Raw genomic sequence first — 15,796 nt, 5'->3', positions numbered from 1 at the left:
CGGGCCCGCTCGCGGCAGTGCCGGATGTACGCAGTCGGGCAGGACAAATGTCCTCGGCACCCGTTTCTGACATGCCGTCAGGTGTCTTCACAACTTCCGGGGCCTGGGCTATACAGGGGGTCGCCGCACTGGAACGCGTTCTAGATCCGTTCTGGGTAGGGCGGGTTCCGCGGCCCCGTGACGGCCTCGGTGCGGCCGATCGGTGCGGACGGCCGTGCCGAGGTCTTGGAACGATGCGATCGATCCGATCGATCCGAGCGATCAGGAGCTCCATGCCCATCGACGCAGCCAAGGCGCTCGCCGCCGAACCCCGGACCGGCGAGATCACCTGGGACCGCCGGGACGTCCAGCTGTACCACCTCGGCATCGGCGCGGGCGTCCCGGCCACCGACCCCGACGAACTGCGCTACACGCTGGAGTCCCGGCTCCACGTCCTGCCGAGCTTCGCCACCGTCGCCGGCTCCGGCTCGCCCGGTGTGATCAGCGGACTGTCGATGCCCGGCGTCGAGGTCGACCTCGCCCGTGTCCTGCACGGCGGCCAGCGCCTGGAGATCCACCGTCCCATTCCGGTGACCGGCCGGGCGACCGCCATCGGACGCATCGCCGCCGTGTACGACAAGGGCAAGGCCGCCGTCCTCGTCATGCGCACCGAGGTCGCCGACGCGGACGGGCCGCTGTGGACCAACGACGCCCAGATCTTCGTCCGGGGAGAAGGCGGCTGGGGCGGCGACCGGGGCCCCTCCGCCCGGCTCGAGCCGCCCTCCGGTGACCCCGACAAGGTGATCGAGCGGACCGTCCGCGAGGACCAGGCCCTGCTCTACCGCCTCTCCGGCGACTACAACCCGCTGCACGCCGACCCGGAGTTCGCGAAACTCGCCGGATTCGACCGGCCCATCCTGCACGGCCTGTGCACCTACGGCATCACGCTCAAGGCGGTCGTCGACACGCTGCTCGACGGCGACGTCGGCCGGGTGCGCGGCTACGCCACGCGCTTCGCCGGTGTGGTGTTCCCGGGAGAGACCCTGCGGATCCGCATGTGGCGCGGGGAAGGAGCCGTCCGGGTGGCCGTGAGCGCCGTACAACGGGACGACGCACCCGTCCTCGCCGACACGCTCGTCGAACATTCCTGAACCACCGGGACCACCGGGACCACCCGGACCGCCGAGGTCGACGGGACTACCTGAACCACCCGGACCGCCGGGGCCACCTGAACCGGTTGCACCACCTGAACCACCAACACACCACCACCTGCACCACCACCTCCAGCAGCAGCCGAATTCACCTCCAGAACCGCCCAGCATCCGAGGGGACCCGAGGGGAGCCGCACCATGCGAGCAGCCGTACTGCACGAGATCGGCCAGGACAAGCTGGAGGTCCTCGACGACGTCGAGGCGGTGGGCTTCGGCCCCGGACGGGTCAGGATCCGGGTGCGGGCCACGGGCCTGTGCCACTCGGACCTGTCCGCGATGGGCGGGGTGCTCCCGCAGCCCGCGCCCTTCGTGCCCGGTCACGAGGGTGCGGGCGAGGTCCTGGAGGTGGGGGAGGGCGTCACCCGGGTGAAGCCCGGTGACCGGGTCGTCGTCTGCTGGTTGCCGGCCTGCGGGGCATGTCCCGCGTGCAAGCGCGGCCAGACCGAACTGTGCCTGGCCGGGTTCATGAACGCGGGCACACCCAACTTCCGTCGCCCCGGCGGAGACGTCTTCGGCTTCGCCGGCACCGGAACCTTCGCCGAGGAGGTCGTGGTCGACGCGGGCTGCGCGGTCCCGATCCCCGACGACGTCCCCTTCGACATCGCCGCGCTCATCGGCTGCGGAGTGACCACGGGTCTGGGCGCCGCCCTCAACACGGCGGACGTGGAAGCCGGTTCGTCGGTCGCCGTCATCGGCTGCGGAGGCGTCGGCATCTCCGCGATCCAGGGCGCGCGGCTCAAGGGCGCCGCCGAGATCGTCGCCGTCGACCCGGTCGCCTCGCGCCGGGAGGCCGCCCTCGAGTTCGGCGCCACGAAGGCCGTCTCGCCGGAGGAGCTGCCCGGAGCGAAGCAACTGGTCACCGGTGGGGAGGGGTTCGACTACGTCTTCGAGGTCGTGGGCCGCTCCGCCACGGCCCGCACCGCGTACGACAACACCCGGCGCGGCGGCACCCTCGTCGTCGTCGGCGCGGGCGCCCTGGACGACTTCCTCCAGCTGAACATGTTCGAGCTGTTCTTCGACGAGAAGCGGATCCTGCCCTCGATGTACGGCGGCGGTGACGTCCTGCGCTCCTACGAGCGGACGATCGCCCTGTGGCGGGCAGGCAGGATCGACCTGTCGAGCCTGATCACCCACCGCGTGGCGCTCACCGAGATCAACGAGGCGCTGGACCAGATGCGTACCGGGGCTGCGCTCCGTACGTGCATCGAGATCTGAGGGGTGACCGTCCGGATGGCACTGCCACTTGAGGGGCTCGCCGCGATCGTCACCGGTGCCGGGCGCGGCCTCGGCCGGGCCGAGGCGCTGGAGTTGGCGCGGCTGGGCGCGGCCGTCGTCGTCAACGACTACGGTCAGCCCGGCCGGGACGGGTCGGGCGAGGCGTCGGCCGGCCCCGCCGAGGAGGTCGCGCGGGAGATCCGGTCGGCCGGCGGCACCGCGCTCGCCCACACCGGGGACGTCGCCGACTTCGAACAGGCGCGTGCGCTCGTCGAGTTGGTGATCAGCGAGTTCGGCAAGCTGGACATACTGGTCAACAACGCGGGCATCCTGCGCGACCGCATGGTCTTCTCGATGGCCGAGGACGAGTGGGACGCGGTCGTCCGGGTCCACCTCAAAGGCCACTTCAACACGACCCGTTTCGCCGCCGCGCACTGGCGCGACCGGTCCAAGGCGGCGGGCGGTCCGGTGTACGGGCGGATCGTGAACACCTCCTCGGAGGCGTTCCTCGCGGGCTCGGCGGGGCAGCCCAACTACGCGGCGGCCAAAGGGGGAGTCGTCGGGCTGACGACGTCCACGGCGCTCGCGCTCGCCAAGTACGGGGTGACGGCCAACGCCATCTGCCCGCGCGCCCGCACCAGGATGACGGAGGACGTCTTCGCCGGGTTCGCACAGCCCGACGAGGGCGGCCTCGACCCGCTCGCGCCGGAGCATGTGGCCCCGCTGGTCGGCTACTTGGCCTCGCCGGCCGCCGCTCGGATCAACGGACAGCTGCTCGTCGCGCACGGCGGCATGGTCGCCGTCGTCGAACGGCCGCGGGTGCGGGCGAAGTTCGACAGCAAGGAGGATGTGTTCGGCTACGAGGAGCTGGACGCCGTCCTCGGCGCGCACTTCGCGGACCGGCCCCGGGGGGAGACGTTCGCCGCGGCGGAGGTGCTGGGACTACGGCGAGGGCAGGAGTAAAGGCGGGCGGGGCGTATGCGAAGGGGCTCCGGTCGTCCATGGACGACCGGAGCCCCTTCGGTGTACGGCGTACCGTCAGACAGTTGCCTCGGCCCTGTTCTCGGCCCAACTGTCGGCCCAGCTGTCCGCCCTGTTCTCGGCCGGCTTGCGGTGCCGGCCGTGGGGGGCCGAGTCACCGTCCTGGGACGAGACCGGGCCCCGGTGCCGGCCGTGTCCGGCCGCCTCCTGGGAGTCGGCGGACAGCGGCTGCCTGGTGCTTGTGTCGCTCATCGGAAGAATTCACCCCGTCAACATGATCTTTCTTTACAGCCGGGCGATTTTATCCGGCACACCGAGGGGCTGATCCAGGCGGCCACGCCAACCGCTGCTACTTCGTTACAAGTCGGCCGAGGGGAGCTTGTTGAAGGGGGACCGGACGAGCCGCGGCGGGCGCCGGCCGCGGCGGTTCCTCGCACGGCGAGGCCTCTTCGGACGGCGACGGTGACGGCTCCGACGAAGGCGGTTCGGTGAGCGGTGCCGTCAGCGGTGCCACCCCGCACGGCTCCGCCTCCGTGGCGTACGGCAGCCGGAGAACGCCGTCCGGTGTCCACACTCCACTCCCCGCCAACCATCCCTCAGGCGCCCGGAGTTGATGCAGCCGACGATCGACCGGACGCCACACGCCCACCCAGGTGCCGAAGGGGCTGTCGATGCGGAGCGCCACCGCGCACGCCTCGGGGAGGAGCGCCTGGCCCGGCTGGCTCGCGAAGGGGGTGAGGGCGAGGTCCGGCGGGTGCAGCGACTCCGGGAAGCGGACCGGCAGCGTGCTGCCGAGGACTCCCCAGCCCAGCCGTGCCTCGCCCGGCGAGGGCGCGTCCGAGCGGATGAGCAGCAGCCCGCTGTCGGGGTCGGCGAGCAGCAGACGGTCGTCGCTGTCGGCGGCGATCTGCAGCAGGGGCGACACCTCGCCGCCGCGCTCCAGGTCCACGACGATCGTCTTGGTGCGGCCACCGACCTCACGGTCCAGCGCGAGCATGCGGCCCGTACGGTCCAGCCAGACGCCGCCCGAGCAGCGGCCGGGGATCTCGGCGAGGTACTCGGGGCCGAAGGTGCCGCCCGCGACCAGCCACACGGTCGTCGTGCGGCGGCCGACGGCGAGAGCGTACGCGCGTTCGCCGCACGGGGCCGGTGGGAGCAGGTGCAGCCGGGTGCCCTCGTCCGGGCACTCGACGGCGCCCAGCGGCAGCTCGCCCGTGCCGGGGCCGGTCGGATACAGCAGGGAGAACGCGTGCCGTCCCTCGATCGGCCGTCGGATCAGGACCCGGCCGTCGGCCATCGGCTGCACCTCGGTGCCGGGCTCCTCCGGTTGGTTGCCGGGCAGCGGTACGGCGTACGGCTCGGGGCCGTCCAGGGTCCATCGCTCGGGGAACCAGGAGTCGCCGGCCCGGGCGAGCCGCGCGGCGTAGGCACCACCGGCCGTGATCACACAGTCCGCTGCGGGCCCACGGCCGACCGTGAACGGGTGGCCGGTGCCGCTTCCACGGTCATCCGCGATCACGCGGTCCTCAGGGATCACGCGGTCCTCAGGGATCACGTGATCCGACGCGATCATGTGATCCGCCGCGATCGCGTGATCCGCCGTGATCGCGTGGCTCGCGTAGTCCTCCGCGTGCTCCTCCGCGTATGGCGTGGGCTCGGCGGCGCCGTCCTCGGGGTCACTCCCGTCCGCAGCGGTGGGCTCGATCGCACAGGCCGGCATCGTCATCGTTCGGTCACCTCCGGCGACGAAGCTAGTTTTCGTACGCACGGACGTGGGACCGCCGGGCGGCCTTCTTCCCTCATAAGAGTGGTGCAGAAGCGATTCGCCTGAGGGTGGTGGGAGGCCTGTGCATCGGCCACCCGTTGACTCCCGGTCGGCGGCCGAGGTGGCCGCGACGGCATCGGCGGCACCGGTACGGGCCGGTGAGACGGCCAGGTAGCCTTTCCCCGTGCCCCGTCTGTCTGAAGTCATCGCCGCGCTGGAGAACCTGTGGCCCCCCGAGCGGGCCGAGTCCTGGGACGCGGTCGGCACGGTCGTGGGCGACCCCGAGCAGGAGGTCACCCGGGTTCTGTTCGCCGTCGATCCCGTCCAGGAGATCGTCGACGAAGCCGTCAAGCTCGGTGCCGGGCTGCTCGTCACCCATCACCCGCTGTACCTGCGCGGGACGACGACCGTCGCGGCCTCCACCTTCAAGGGCCGTGTCGTGCACACCCTCATCAAGAACGACATCGCCCTGCACGTCGCACACACCAACGCGGACACCGCCGACCCCGGCGTGAGCGACGCCCTCGCCGGGGCGCTCGACCTGCGGGTCGTACGGCCTCTCGTGCCGGACCCGAGCGATCCCGAGGGACGGCGCGGCCTCGGCCGCGTCTGCGAGCTCGACCACCCGCTCACCGTCCGTGAGTTCGCCGCCCGTGCCGCCGAGCGACTGCCCGCCACCGCGCAGGGCATCCGGGCGGCGGGCGACCCGGAGGCGCTGGTGCGGACCGTCGCCGTCAGCGGCGGCTCCGGCGACAGTCTGTTCGACCACGTCCGGGCGGCCGGCGTCGACGCCTTCCTCACCGCGGACCTGCGCCACCACCCGGCGTCGGAGTTCATCGCGGACCGCGCCCACGGCGCTCACCCACCTCTCGCGCTGCTCGACGCGGCGCACTGGGCCACCGAGTGGCCCTGGTGCGAGCTGGCCGCCACCCAGCTCGACGAGATCTCCGACCGGCGGGGGTGGGGCCTGCGGGTCCATGTCTCCCGTACGGTCACCGACCCCTGGACGGCCCACGCGGCGTCCAACACCACCTCTAGCTCAATGGGAGCCCCCAACTGAACGCCGCGCCCGCCGACCAGATCCGACTCCTCGACGTCCAAGCCCTCGACGCCCGGCTCCAGCAGCTCACCCACCTGCGGAGGTCCCTGCCCGAGCACGCCGAGATCGAGTCGCTGAACAAGGACCTCACGCAGCTGCGCGACCTCCTTGTCGCGGCGCAGACCGAGGAGAGCGACACCGCCCGCGAGCAGACCAAGGCCGAGCAGGACGTCGACCAGGTCCGTCAGCGCGCCGCCCGTGACCAGCAGCGGCTCGACTCCGGGGCCGTCACCTCCTCCAAGGACCTGGAGAACCTCCAGAGGGAGATCGTCTCCCTCGCCAAGCGCCAGGGCGACCTCGAGGACATCGTCCTGGAGGTCATGGAGCGCCGCGAGAGCGCTCAGGAGCGCGCCGCCGAGCTGACCGAGCGGGTCGGTTCCGTCCAGGGGAAGATCGACGACGCCCTGGCGCGCCGGGACGCGGCCCTGGAGGGTTTCGACAGCGAGGCTGCCAGCGTCGCCAAGGAGCGCGAGGTCATCGCGGCCTCCGTGCCCGCCGATCTGCTCAAGCTCTACGAGAAGCTGCGCGAGCAGCAGGGCGGCGTCGGCGCGGCCAAGCTCTACCAGCGGACCTGCCAGGGCTGCCGCCAGGAGCTCGCCATCACCGAGCTGGCCGAGATCCGCAAGGCTCCGTCCGACACGGTCGTACGGTGCGAGAACTGCCGTCGCATCCTCGTGCGTACGTCCGAGTCGGGCCTGTAGTCGACCATCGGTAAGTCGCCGGTCGCCGGTCGCCGGTCGCCGGTCGGGAGTCGGGAGTCGGCCGTCGACACTCGGCCGTCGGTAGTCAGTAGTCGGAGTTGGAGTCGGTAAGGGGCGTACGTCGTGCGGGAGCTCATCGTCGAGGCCGACGGCGGGTCGCGGGGCAACCCGGGGCCCGCGGGCTACGGCAGCGTGGTGATCGACGCGGCGACGGGGGAGACGCTGGTCGAGCGCGCCGAGTACATCGGCGTCGCCACCAACAACGTGGCCGAGTACCGGGGACTGGTGGCCGGCCTGCGCGCCGCCCGTGAGCTCGACCCGTCGGCCACGGTGCGGGTGCGCATGGACTCCAAGCTGGTCGTCGAGCAGATGTCGGGCCGCTGGAAGATCAAGCACCCCGACATGAAACCGCTCGCCGCCGAGGCGGCCCGGATCCTTCCGCCCGGGCAGGTCACCTACGAGTGGATGCCGCGCGAGCGGAACAAACACGCCGACCGTCTGGCGAACGAGGCGATGGACGCGGGCAAGCGCGGCGAGCAGTGGGACGCCGGGGCGTCGCGGGCCGAGCTCGACGCCCGTGGCCCCGTGACCCCGGCCGCACCCGAGCCGTCCGGCCCGCCCGGCGACGCCACGGCGGGCGCGGCGAAGGCCCGCGAGGCCCTGGCCCGGTCCCGCCCGCTCGCCGAGCCGACCGCGGACACCGCCCAGGAGAAGGCGACGACGACCGACGCCGATCTCCGCGCCGCCCGCACGGTCGCCACCCCGGCCCCTGCTCCGGCTCCCGCCCCGGCTGCCGCTCCTGCTTCGGCTCAGGCGTCCGCCTCTCCCGCCGACTCCGCCCCCACCACGCCCGCGGTCACCCCCTCCGTCGGCTGGGGGGCGGCGCCCGATCTCGGGGCGCCCGCCACCTTCGTACTGCTGCGGCACGGCGAGACGCCGCTCACCCCGCAGAAGCGGTTCTCCGGCAGCGGCGGCACCGATCCCTCCCTCTCGGACGTCGGCCGGGAGCAGGCCGAGCGGGTCGCCGCCGCCCTCGCCCGGCGCGGGACCGTCCAGCACATCCTGGCCTCCCCGCTCGCCCGCACCCGCGAGACGGCCGCGGCCGTGGCCGCCCGCCTCGGCCTCGAGGTCACCGTCGAGGACGGACTGATCGAGACCGACTTCGGGGCCTGGGAGGGGCTGACCTTCGGCGAGGTCCGCGAGCGTCACCCCGACGACCTGAACGCCTGGCTGGCCGACCCGGAGGCCGAGCCGACCGGCGGCGGCGAGAGTTTCGCGGCGACCGCCACCCGGATCGCGGCCACCCGGGACAGACTGGTCGCGGAGTACGCCGGCCGCACGGTGCTGCTGGTCACCCATGTGACGCCGATCAAGACGTTCGTACGGCTCGCCCTGGGCGCCCCGTCCGAGTCGCTGTTCCGCATGGAACTGTCGGCGGCCTCGCTGTCCGCGGTGGCCTACTACGCGGACGGCAACGCCAGCGTCCGACTGTTCAACGACACGTCCCACCTGCGGTCCTGAGCAGCGAGGCGGTCCGCGCGAGCGCCTCGACGCGCGGCCAGTCCCGCGCCGCGACCGCGTCCGCCGGGACCATCCAACTGCCGCCCACGCAACCGACGTTGGGAAGTGACAGGTACTCCGGTGCGTTGTCGGGGCCGATCCCGCCGGTCGGGCAGAACCGGGCCTGGGGGAGCGGTCCGGCCAGTGACCTGAGGTAGGCCGTGCCGCCCGCGGCCTGTGCCGGGAAGAACTTCATCTCCCGCACCCCGCGTTCCAGCAGCGCCACGACCTCCGACGTGGTCGACACCCCGGGCAGGAAGGGCAGCCCGGACGCCCGCATCGCCGTCAGCAGGGCGTCCGTCCAGCCGGGGCTCACCAGGAATCGCGCGCCGGCCGCCCCGCACGCCGTCACCTGATCCGGCGTGATCACGGTCCCGGCCCCGACGACCGCCTCCGGGACCGACCCGGAGATCTCCCGGATCGCGTCGAGCGCGGCCGGTGTCCGCAGGGTCACCTCGATCGCGGGCAGCCCGCCCGCCACCAGCGCCCGCGCCAGCGGTACGGCGTCGGCGGCGTCCTCGACGACGACCACGGGTACGACCGGGGCCAGATCCAGTACCGAGGCAGCCGAAGCGGAGGGCAGGGGTGAGGTCATGCGCCTCATCCTGCCCCCGGTGTGCAGCCCGCGCAAAGGGCATTGCGCATGTTGCAACAGTGCCGTGGGGGTGTGGCAGGGCGTTGCGTCAGGGGGTGGGTCAGGGGGTGGGATAAGGGCGGTGAGTCGGTGTGTCAGTGCACCTCGTCCACCAGCACATCCAGGGTCCAGGCGGCCGCCCCGGCCTTCGCCTTCGGCGGCGCCTTCTCCTCCACCACGTATCCGAGGTCCCGCAGCGCCTCCACCAGCTCGGCGGGACCCGCGGGATCGATCCCCGCCGTCAGTAGACTCCGTACGATCCGGCCCTTGGTCGCCTTGTTGAAGTGGCTGACGACCTTCCGGGTCGGCGCGTGCAGCACCCGCACGCTCGCCGTCCGCCCCGCCACCTCACCCTTCGGCTTCCAGGGCGCCGCGTACGCCGCCGACCGCAGGTCCAGCACCAGCCCGTGCCCGGCCGCCTCGGGCAGCACGGACGCCATCGGCGCACGCCAGTACGCGCCCAGCGCCCCCAGCCCGGGCAGCTTCACGCCCATCGAGCAGCGGTAGGACGGGATCCGGTCCGTCACCCGGACGGCACCCCACAGCCCCGAGAACACGAGCAGCGACCTGGCGGCGCGCCTCTTGGCTGCCGCGTCGAGGGAGGCCAGGTCGAGGGCGTCGTACAGGACACCCGTGTAGATCTCCCCGGCGGGCCGGGCTCCCGCCGTGCGCAGCTCCGTGTTCTTCGCGACCTCGCCGCGCAGCCCCTCGCTCAGCCCGAGCACCTCGCGCGCCTTGTCCTCGTCGGCCGCGCACAGCTCGACCAGCTCGTCGAGGACGGCCTCGCGGGCGGCGCCGAGCCCGGGCAGGGAGAGCGCCTCCTGCTTGAGCGGGGCGCCACGCCCGGAGGACGCCTTGCCTTCGGAGGGCGGCAGCAGGACAAGCACGGGAAATCTCCTTCAATAGAGCTCTGCTGCGACAGCGTACGACGTGCCGGGGGACGGCCCGGCCGAGGTCCGCACCTGCCCTCCGCTCGCCGGCCCGCCCGCCCGGCGGCATGAAACCGGGGTCCGAAGGTGTTGCACCGTAGAGGCGCGGACAGGGGTCAGATGGCGGGGCCACACGGGGGTGGCGAGTGAGTCGTGAACAGGCGTTGTGGACCAGAGCCCGGCTGGGGCGCTGCGGCCCGCCCCTGGACCTCCTCACCGCGCGCTTCGACCGGCACGTCTACGCCCCGCACGCCCACGAGGAGTTCACCGTCGGCGTCTGCGTGGGCGGGTCGGAGATCATCGCCTACCGCGGTGGCCACATCCGTACCGGTCCCGGCTCCATCGTCGTCCTGGCCCCCGGCGAGACGCACACCGGCGGCCCGGGCAACGACACCGACGGCTACGCCTACCGCGCCCTGTACGCCGGCCCCGCCCTCCTCGCCGAAGGCACCCTCGGCGGAGTGCCGCACTTCCGTGAACCCCTCCTCGACGACCCGGAACTGGCCGCCGCCCTGCGCCGGACGCACACGGAACTGGCCGCCTGCCCCGACCCCCTGGAGGCCGAGTCCCGCTTCCCCTGGCTGCTGACGGCCCTCGCCCGACGCCACTCCACGGCCCGGCCGGTGTGCGACACGATCCCCGGCGCCGAACACCTCACCCAGGCCGTCCGCACCCGTCTCGCCGACGAACTCCTCGCCCCGCCCTCCCTCGCCGACCTCGCGGCGGACCTCGGCCTGTCCCGCTACCAGCTGCTGCGCGCCTTCCGTACGACGACCGGCATGCCGCCGTACGCCTGGCTGGCCCAGTACCGGGTGGCCCGGGCCCGCGGCCTGCTGGAGTCAGGGCTGCGTCCCGCGGAGGTCGCCGGCCTCGTCGGCTTCGCGGACCAGGCCCACCTCACCCGCTGGTTCCGCCGCGTGCTGGGCGTGACCCCGGCGGCGTACCGCAACAGCGTTCAAGACACCTGACCGGGGTGCGGCCGACACTCCCCGTATGACTGCACGCGGCTGGTTCCTGTTCTCCCTGATGGGAGTGGTGTGGGGCATCCCCTACCTGATGATCAAAGTGGCGGTGGAGGACCTCTCCCCGTCCATGGTCGTGTTCACCCGATGTGCGCTGGGCGCAGCCCTCCTGCTCCCCTTCGCGCTACGGCAACGGGGCCTGACGCGGACGGTACGGGCGCACTGGAAGCCCATGCTGGCCTTCGCGGTCATCGAGATCATCGGCCCCTGGTTCACCCTCACCGACGCGGAACGCCACCTGTCGAGCTCCACGGCGGGTCTGCTGATCGCGGGCGTGCCGATCGTCGGAGTGACCCTCTCCCGCTTCTTCGGCGACACGGCGACGCTGGGGGTGAGACGGGTGACGGGCCTGGCGCTGGGCCTGGCCGGGGTCGGCGTCCTCACCGTCCCGCACCTCACGGGCGGCGACGCCCGCTCCCTGGCCGAGGTCCTGCTGACGGTCCTCGGCTACGCGACGGCCCCCCTGATAGCCGCCCGCCACCTCAAGGACGTCCCGTCGCTCCACCTCACGACCCCCTGCCTGGCCCTGGCGGCCCTGGTCTACGCGCCGGCCGCGGCCGCGACCCGGCCCGCGGAGCTGCCCGCCCCCTCCGTACTGGCTGCCCTCGCGGGCCTGGGCGTCGTCTGCACGGCGGTCGCCTTCGTCGCCTTCATGGAGCTGATCAAGGAGGCGGGGCCCACCCGCGCCACGGTCATCACCTACGTCAACCCGGCCGTGGCGGTGGCGGCGGGCGCCCTGTTCCTCGACGAGCCCCTGACGGCGACGATCGTGGCCGCCTTCACCCTGATCCTGGCGGGCTCGGTCCTCGCGACGGCGGGCCCGCGCCGAAACGCGGTACCGGTGCCGCTCGCTCCTGGCGAGCAACCCCTGGACCCGGCCGCGGACCCCCGGCCGGACCCGGACCCCCGGCCGGACCGGGACGAGGCGCGCGCCCGGTAGCATGGTCGACACGGCAGACGAGCCGGGCGGACGGCCGCGTGGAGTCCCTCACGGGACTTCCCGAGGAACGTCCGGGCTCCACAGGGCAAGGTGGTGGCTAACGGCCACCCGGGGTGACCCGCGGGACAGTGCCACAGAAAACAGACCGCCGGGGACCTCGGTCCTCGGTAAGGGTGAAACGGTGGTGTAAGAGACCACCAGTGCCCAGGGTGACCTGGGCAGCTAGGTAAACCCCACCTGGAGCAAGGTCAAAAGGAGCGCCGTAACAAGCGCTCTGCGCGGACGTTCGAGGGCTGCCCGCCCGAGTCCGTGGGTAGACCGCACGAGGCCGACGGCAACGCCGGCCCTAGATGGATGGCCGTCTCCCCGGCCGCCGCGAGGCAGCCGGGCGACAGAACCCGGCGTACAGCCCGACTCGTCTGCCGCCTCCTGCGGCTTTGCCTGATCAATGTTCCCTACAGGTCGTCCAAGGTCTCGCCCGCTCGTTGGGAGCGGTCGCGGCCGATGACCTGCCTTCGTTTCCACTCGCGGCGGATCTCGGCTTCCAGTCGTGAGTCGGTGCGGGACGCGATGTACTCGTTCTCGCGCAGGAGCTTGCGGTAGCTGTGGAGCCTGCGTTCGGAGAGTTCGCCGTCGGCCATCGCGGAGAGCACCGCGCAGCCGGGCTCCGCGTCGTGTGCGCAGTTGTGGAAGCGGCAGGAGCGGGCGAGTTCCTCGATCTCCGAGAACACCTGGGCGATGCCGCTCTCCGCGTCCCACAGGCCCACCCCGCGCAGTCCGGGGGTGTCGATGAGGACGCCGCCGCCGGGCAGCGGCATCAGATCCCTGGTGGTGGTCGTGTGGCGGCCCTTGCCGTCCGAGTCCCGTGCGGCCTGTACCTGCTGGGCGTCCTCGCCGAGCAGCGCGTTGGCCAGGGTCGACTTGCCGGCACCGGACTGGCCGAGCAGGACCGCCGTGCCGCCGGCGACGGCGGTGGCCAGCTCCTCGACGCCGGCGCCGTTCTCGGCGCTGACGGCCAGGACGCGGACACCGGGCGCGGCCGCTTCGCAGTCGGCGACCAGGTATCCCAGCGAGACGGGGTCCTCGACGAGATCCGCCTTGGTCAGCGCCAGGAGCGGCTGCGCCCCGCACTCCCACGCCAGCGCCAGAAAGCGTTCCATGCGGGCCAGGTCGAGTTCGACCGCCAGGGAGACGGCGATGACGACGAGGTCGATGTTGGCGGCGAGGACCTGCCCGTCGGACCGTTTGGAGGAGGTGGAGCGGACGAAGGCGGTACGGCGGGGGAGGAGGGCCAGTACGGCGGGAGGGTCGGCCTCGGGGTCCACCGCCGCCCAGTCGCCGGTGCAGACGGTGCGCAGTCTGCCGTCCGAGGGCTTCGCGAAGAGCGCCGTCGGCACATACGGGTCGGAGTCACGCGAGGTCAGTGGACCGGTGACGGCCTGGACGGTTCGCGTGCCCCCTGCCGCGGTGGGGACGACGACCGAGCAGCGCCCCCGGTCGACGCGTACCACCCGCGCGGGGACCAGCCCGTCGGCGAGATGGGGTGTGAAGCCCTCGGCCACGTCCGCCGCCCAGCCGTAGCGGCTCAGCGGGTGTGCGTCCGTGTGACCAGTCATCAGAGCGACCCCTTCGAAGTGCCGTCCGGCAGGCGGTTGAGGCGTCGTCCTGAGCGGTTTCGCCTGGCCTCGGCCGCACCGCTGTCCGGCGCCTGCCTCCCGAGACTAACCGGCGGTCGGCGATACGCCGTGCCTTTTCCGCGCCGGTGGCAAGGCTGTTGACGACATGTCATCTCGGGACTGCGTACCGACGTAAACGCTGCGTTGAATTCGTGTTCCGGTGCTGCACGCAGCGATGCGAGAGCGTCCTTCATGCGATGAGACGGCTCCACGTCACTTCGGCTACCCCCTGTGTTCTTTGCGCTGTTTTGGGGCGGCATGTTCGGTGGTTGTGATCGAACGGAGACAAAGGAAACGAGGTCTGCCGACAGGGGATGGCCGACAGTGGGGCGCCGTGTGCCGGTGAATCCGGGATTCGTCCTCGCGGGGGTGCTGATGCGTGTCCACGGAGGAAGTGACAGTGGCGGAGGGGGAATTCCATGCGGGGTTCGAGCCGTGTGAAGGTGAAGTGGTGTGCCGGAATGTTGGCCGTCGGACTCGCCGCGAGCGGGTGCGGAGCCGACAAGAGCGGTGACGGGGGTGACGGCCCGGCCGGCGGCACCTTCCGGTTCGGTCTCATCGAGCCCGCCACCATCGACCCGGCGCTGGCCGCCGAGACCCCGGGCCTGGTCTCCGCGGAGGTGCTCTTCACCGGGATGTACCGGGTGGGCCCGGAGGGGCAGATGGTGCCCAAGCTGGCCGAGTCCGCCACGCCGAACGCCGGTTGCACCCAGTGGACCTTCAAGATCAAGGGCGGCACGAAGTTCACGAACGGTGAGCCCGTGGACGCCGCGGCCTTCGTCCGCGGGTGGTCCCGGGCGGCCGGCAAGGCCATGGCCTCCGACGTCGCCTACCACCTCGGCGGCATCAAGGGATTCCAGGAACTCCAGGACGGGAAGACCACCGCCTTCAGCGGGCTCAAGGCGGTCGACGCGACCACACTCCAGGTCGATCTCACCGCGGGCGACTGCGAGTTCGACAAGAAGACCAGCCACACCGTGTTCAGCCCCATGCCCAAGGCGGCCGGGACCGGTCCGAACAAGAAGTTCCAAGAGGCCCCGATCGGCAACGGCCCGTTCAAGATGCAGGGCAAGTGGCAGCACAACAAGCTGATCACGCTGGTGCGCAACGACGACTACGGCCTGGAGAAGGCCAAGCTGGGCAAGGTCGAGATCTATCTGCTCAACCCCACCAGCATGTTCGACCTGGAGTACCAGGGTTTCCAGACGGGCCAGTTCGACTACGCGCACGTGCCCACGCCGCAACTGAAGACGGCCGAGGCCAAGTACAAGCCGCGGGGTGAGTGGATCCGCAAGGAGACCAACGGCATGAACTACCTGCTGCCGATCACCGACCGAGGCCCCCTGAAGAGCAAGGACGCCCGGCTGGCGATCTCGTACGCGATCGACCGTTCCCTCATCGCCAAGAGCGTCTACCAGGGCTTCCAGAAGCCGTCGAGTTCCCTCGTCCCGGCGGCACTCCCCACCTCGTACCAGCCGGGGATCTGTGCCTCCTGCCTCAAGCAGGACCCCGCGAAGGCCAAGGCGCACGCCAAGGCGGCGGGGCTGGAGCCGGGCGACCCGCTGAAGCTGACCTTCAACGCCGGCGCGGGCCACGAGGACTGGATCCAGGCGGCGGGCAAGCAGATCGAGGAGGTCCTCGGCCTGGACGTCGAGATCGAGGGCCTGCCGTCGAAGCAGGTCTTCGAGGGCGAACAGAGTCCGGACGCCACGGGCCTCTTCCGCTACTCCTGGGGCGCGGACTACCCGACGCCCGACTCCTACCTCTACCCACTGCTGGACTCCGCCTCGATCAACCGGGGAGCGGACGGTTCGGTGGTCGGTGACAACCGGGCCCGCTACAGCAACCCCGCCTTCGACGCGCTGATCGGCAAGGCCCGGGCCACCACCGACGAGAAGCAGCGCATCGCGATCTACAAGCAGGCCGAGAAGGTCGCGATGGACGACATGGCGCTCATCCCGACCTTCACCAGGACCGAGTACCGGGTGGTGCGGACCGACAGGTTCGACGGCCTCGACGACATCAACTTCGGGGAGACACCGAACCTGGAGAACATCTCGCTCAAGAAGTGACCGGGTCCGGGC

The 15,796-nt window shown here is 71.8% G+C and carries 14 protein-coding genes and 1 other RNA gene; 10 read left to right on the top strand and 5 right to left on the bottom strand.

Features of this window, described 5'->3' with window-relative positions:
• Positions 1 to 272 precede the first annotated feature (272 nt).
• The 3 genes from OG736_RS14095 to OG736_RS14085 all read left to right on the top strand — a co-directional run bounded on the left by OG736_RS14095 (position 273) and on the right by OG736_RS14085 (position 3,368).
• Positions 273 to 1,130 (top strand): enoyl-CoA hydratase ChsH3, encoded by an 858-nt coding sequence (locus OG736_RS14095; protein WP_327182747.1) that lies wholly within the window; start codon positions 273 to 275, stop codon positions 1,128 to 1,130.
• A 198-nt stretch (positions 1,131 to 1,328) separates the two neighbouring features.
• On the top strand, positions 1,329 to 2,405 hold the full coding sequence (locus tag OG736_RS14090) for a Zn-dependent alcohol dehydrogenase (protein ID WP_327182746.1): 1,077 nt from the start codon (positions 1,329 to 1,331) through the stop codon (positions 2,403 to 2,405).
• 15 nt (positions 2,406 to 2,420) lie between these two features.
• Complete coding sequence (locus tag OG736_RS14085; protein ID WP_327182745.1) at positions 2,421 to 3,368, top strand: 3-oxoacyl-ACP reductase; 948 nt, start codon at positions 2,421 to 2,423, stop codon at positions 3,366 to 3,368.
• 75 nt (positions 3,369 to 3,443) lie between these two features.
• On the opposite strand, the gene OG736_RS14080 is transcribed toward OG736_RS14085, so the two are convergent.
• Complete coding sequence (locus tag OG736_RS14080; RefSeq protein WP_327182744.1) at positions 3,444 to 3,638, bottom strand: hypothetical protein; 195 nt, start codon at positions 3,636 to 3,638, stop codon at positions 3,444 to 3,446.
• A 97-nt stretch (positions 3,639 to 3,735) separates the two neighbouring features.
• Positions 3,736 to 5,106, bottom strand: a complete 1,371-nt coding sequence (locus OG736_RS14075; RefSeq protein ID WP_442817168.1) for a hypothetical protein — start codon at positions 5,104 to 5,106, stop codon at positions 3,736 to 3,738.
• A 229-nt stretch (positions 5,107 to 5,335) separates the two neighbouring features.
• Here OG736_RS14075 and OG736_RS14070 point away from each other — a divergent pair, with 229 nt between their 5' ends.
• From OG736_RS14070 to OG736_RS14060, 3 genes are all read left to right on the top strand, one after another.
• Positions 5,336 to 6,211 (top strand): Nif3-like dinuclear metal center hexameric protein, encoded by an 876-nt coding sequence (locus OG736_RS14070; RefSeq protein ID WP_327182742.1) that lies wholly within the window; start codon positions 5,336 to 5,338, stop codon positions 6,209 to 6,211.
• Positions 6,208 to 6,951 (top strand): zinc ribbon domain-containing protein, encoded by a 744-nt coding sequence (locus OG736_RS14065; RefSeq protein WP_082412492.1) that lies wholly within the window; start codon positions 6,208 to 6,210, stop codon positions 6,949 to 6,951. Before OG736_RS14070 ends, OG736_RS14065 begins: the two co-directional genes overlap by 4 nt.
• Positions 6,952 to 7,074: 123 nt before the next feature.
• Positions 7,075 to 8,472 (top strand): bifunctional RNase H/acid phosphatase, encoded by a 1,398-nt coding sequence (locus tag OG736_RS14060; RefSeq protein WP_327182741.1) that lies wholly within the window; start codon positions 7,075 to 7,077, stop codon positions 8,470 to 8,472.
• On the opposite strand, the gene eda is transcribed toward OG736_RS14060, so the two are convergent.
• Positions 8,444 to 9,106 (bottom strand): bifunctional 4-hydroxy-2-oxoglutarate aldolase/2-dehydro-3-deoxy-phosphogluconate aldolase, encoded by a 663-nt coding sequence (eda, locus tag OG736_RS14055; RefSeq protein ID WP_327182740.1) that lies wholly within the window; start codon positions 9,104 to 9,106, stop codon positions 8,444 to 8,446. The genes OG736_RS14060 and eda overlap by 29 nt on opposite strands.
• Before the next feature lie 134 nt (positions 9,107 to 9,240).
• A complete protein-coding gene (gene yaaA / locus OG736_RS14050) occupies positions 9,241 to 10,032 on the bottom strand; it encodes a peroxide stress protein YaaA (RefSeq protein ID WP_327182739.1) in 792 nt (263 codons plus the stop codon).
• Positions 10,033 to 10,220: 188 nt separating this feature from the next.
• Here yaaA and OG736_RS14045 point away from each other — a divergent pair, with 188 nt between their 5' ends.
• The 3 genes from OG736_RS14045 to rnpB all read left to right on the top strand — a co-directional run bounded on the left by OG736_RS14045 (position 10,221) and on the right by rnpB (position 12,458).
• Positions 10,221 to 11,042, top strand: coding sequence for a helix-turn-helix domain-containing protein (locus OG736_RS14045; RefSeq protein WP_327182738.1), 822 nt, complete (start codon positions 10,221 to 10,223; stop codon positions 11,040 to 11,042).
• A 25-nt stretch (positions 11,043 to 11,067) separates the two neighbouring features.
• Positions 11,068 to 12,036, top strand: a complete 969-nt coding sequence (locus tag OG736_RS14040) for a DMT family transporter (RefSeq protein ID WP_327182737.1) — start codon at positions 11,068 to 11,070, stop codon at positions 12,034 to 12,036.
• An 18-nt stretch (positions 12,037 to 12,054) separates the two neighbouring features.
• An RNA gene (gene rnpB, locus OG736_RS14035) (RNase P RNA component class A) lies at positions 12,055 to 12,458 on the top strand.
• 33 nt (positions 12,459 to 12,491) lie between these two features.
• Here the strand turns inward: rnpB and rsgA are convergent.
• Positions 12,492 to 13,652: a ribosome small subunit-dependent GTPase A gene (rsgA, locus tag OG736_RS14030; protein ID WP_327182736.1), complete on the bottom strand. Its 1,161-nt coding sequence runs from the start codon at positions 13,650 to 13,652 to the stop codon at positions 12,492 to 12,494.
• Positions 13,653 to 14,173: 521 nt separating this feature from the next.
• Between rsgA and OG736_RS14025 the strand changes: the two genes are divergently transcribed.
• Positions 14,174 to 15,784, top strand: coding sequence for a peptide ABC transporter substrate-binding protein (locus OG736_RS14025; protein WP_327182735.1), 1,611 nt, complete (start codon positions 14,174 to 14,176; stop codon positions 15,782 to 15,784).
• Positions 15,785 to 15,796 lie beyond the last annotated feature (12 nt).

This window comes from Streptomyces sp. NBC_01334 (assembly GCF_035983595.1).
Classification (GTDB): Bacteria; Actinomycetota; Actinomycetes; order Streptomycetales; family Streptomycetaceae; genus Streptomyces; species Streptomyces coriariae.
Note: the sequence above shows the minus strand (reverse complement) of the source record. Positions and strands in the feature narration are given on the sequence as shown.

What these genes read in the sequence shown, in the direction of transcription:
- OG736_RS14095 (WP_327182747.1), top strand. Translation starts at nt 273, where the DNA reads ATGCCCATCGACGCAGCCAAGGCGCTCGCCGCCGAACCCCGGACCGGC.
- OG736_RS14090 (WP_327182746.1), top strand. Translation starts at nt 1,329, where the DNA reads ATGCGAGCAGCCGTACTGCACGAGATCGGCCAGGACAAGCTGGAGGTC.
- OG736_RS14085 (WP_327182745.1), top strand. Translation starts at nt 2,421, where the DNA reads ATGGCACTGCCACTTGAGGGGCTCGCCGCGATCGTCACCGGTGCCGGG.
- OG736_RS14080 (WP_327182744.1), bottom strand. Translation starts at nt 3,638, where the DNA reads ATGAGCGACACAAGCACCAGGCAGCCGCTGTCCGCCGACTCCCAGGAG.
- OG736_RS14075 (WP_442817168.1), bottom strand. Translation starts at nt 5,106, where the DNA reads ATGCCGGCCTGTGCGATCGAGCCCACCGCTGCGGACGGGAGTGACCCC.
- eda (WP_327182740.1), bottom strand. Translation starts at nt 9,106, where the DNA reads ATGACCTCACCCCTGCCCTCCGCTTCGGCTGCCTCGGTACTGGATCTG.
- OG736_RS14040 (WP_327182737.1), top strand. Translation starts at nt 11,068, where the DNA reads ATGACTGCACGCGGCTGGTTCCTGTTCTCCCTGATGGGAGTGGTGTGG.
- rsgA (WP_327182736.1), bottom strand. Translation starts at nt 13,652, where the DNA reads ATGACTGGTCACACGGACGCACACCCGCTGAGCCGCTACGGCTGGGCG.
- OG736_RS14025 (WP_327182735.1), top strand. Translation starts at nt 14,174, where the DNA reads ATGTTGGCCGTCGGACTCGCCGCGAGCGGGTGCGGAGCCGACAAGAGC.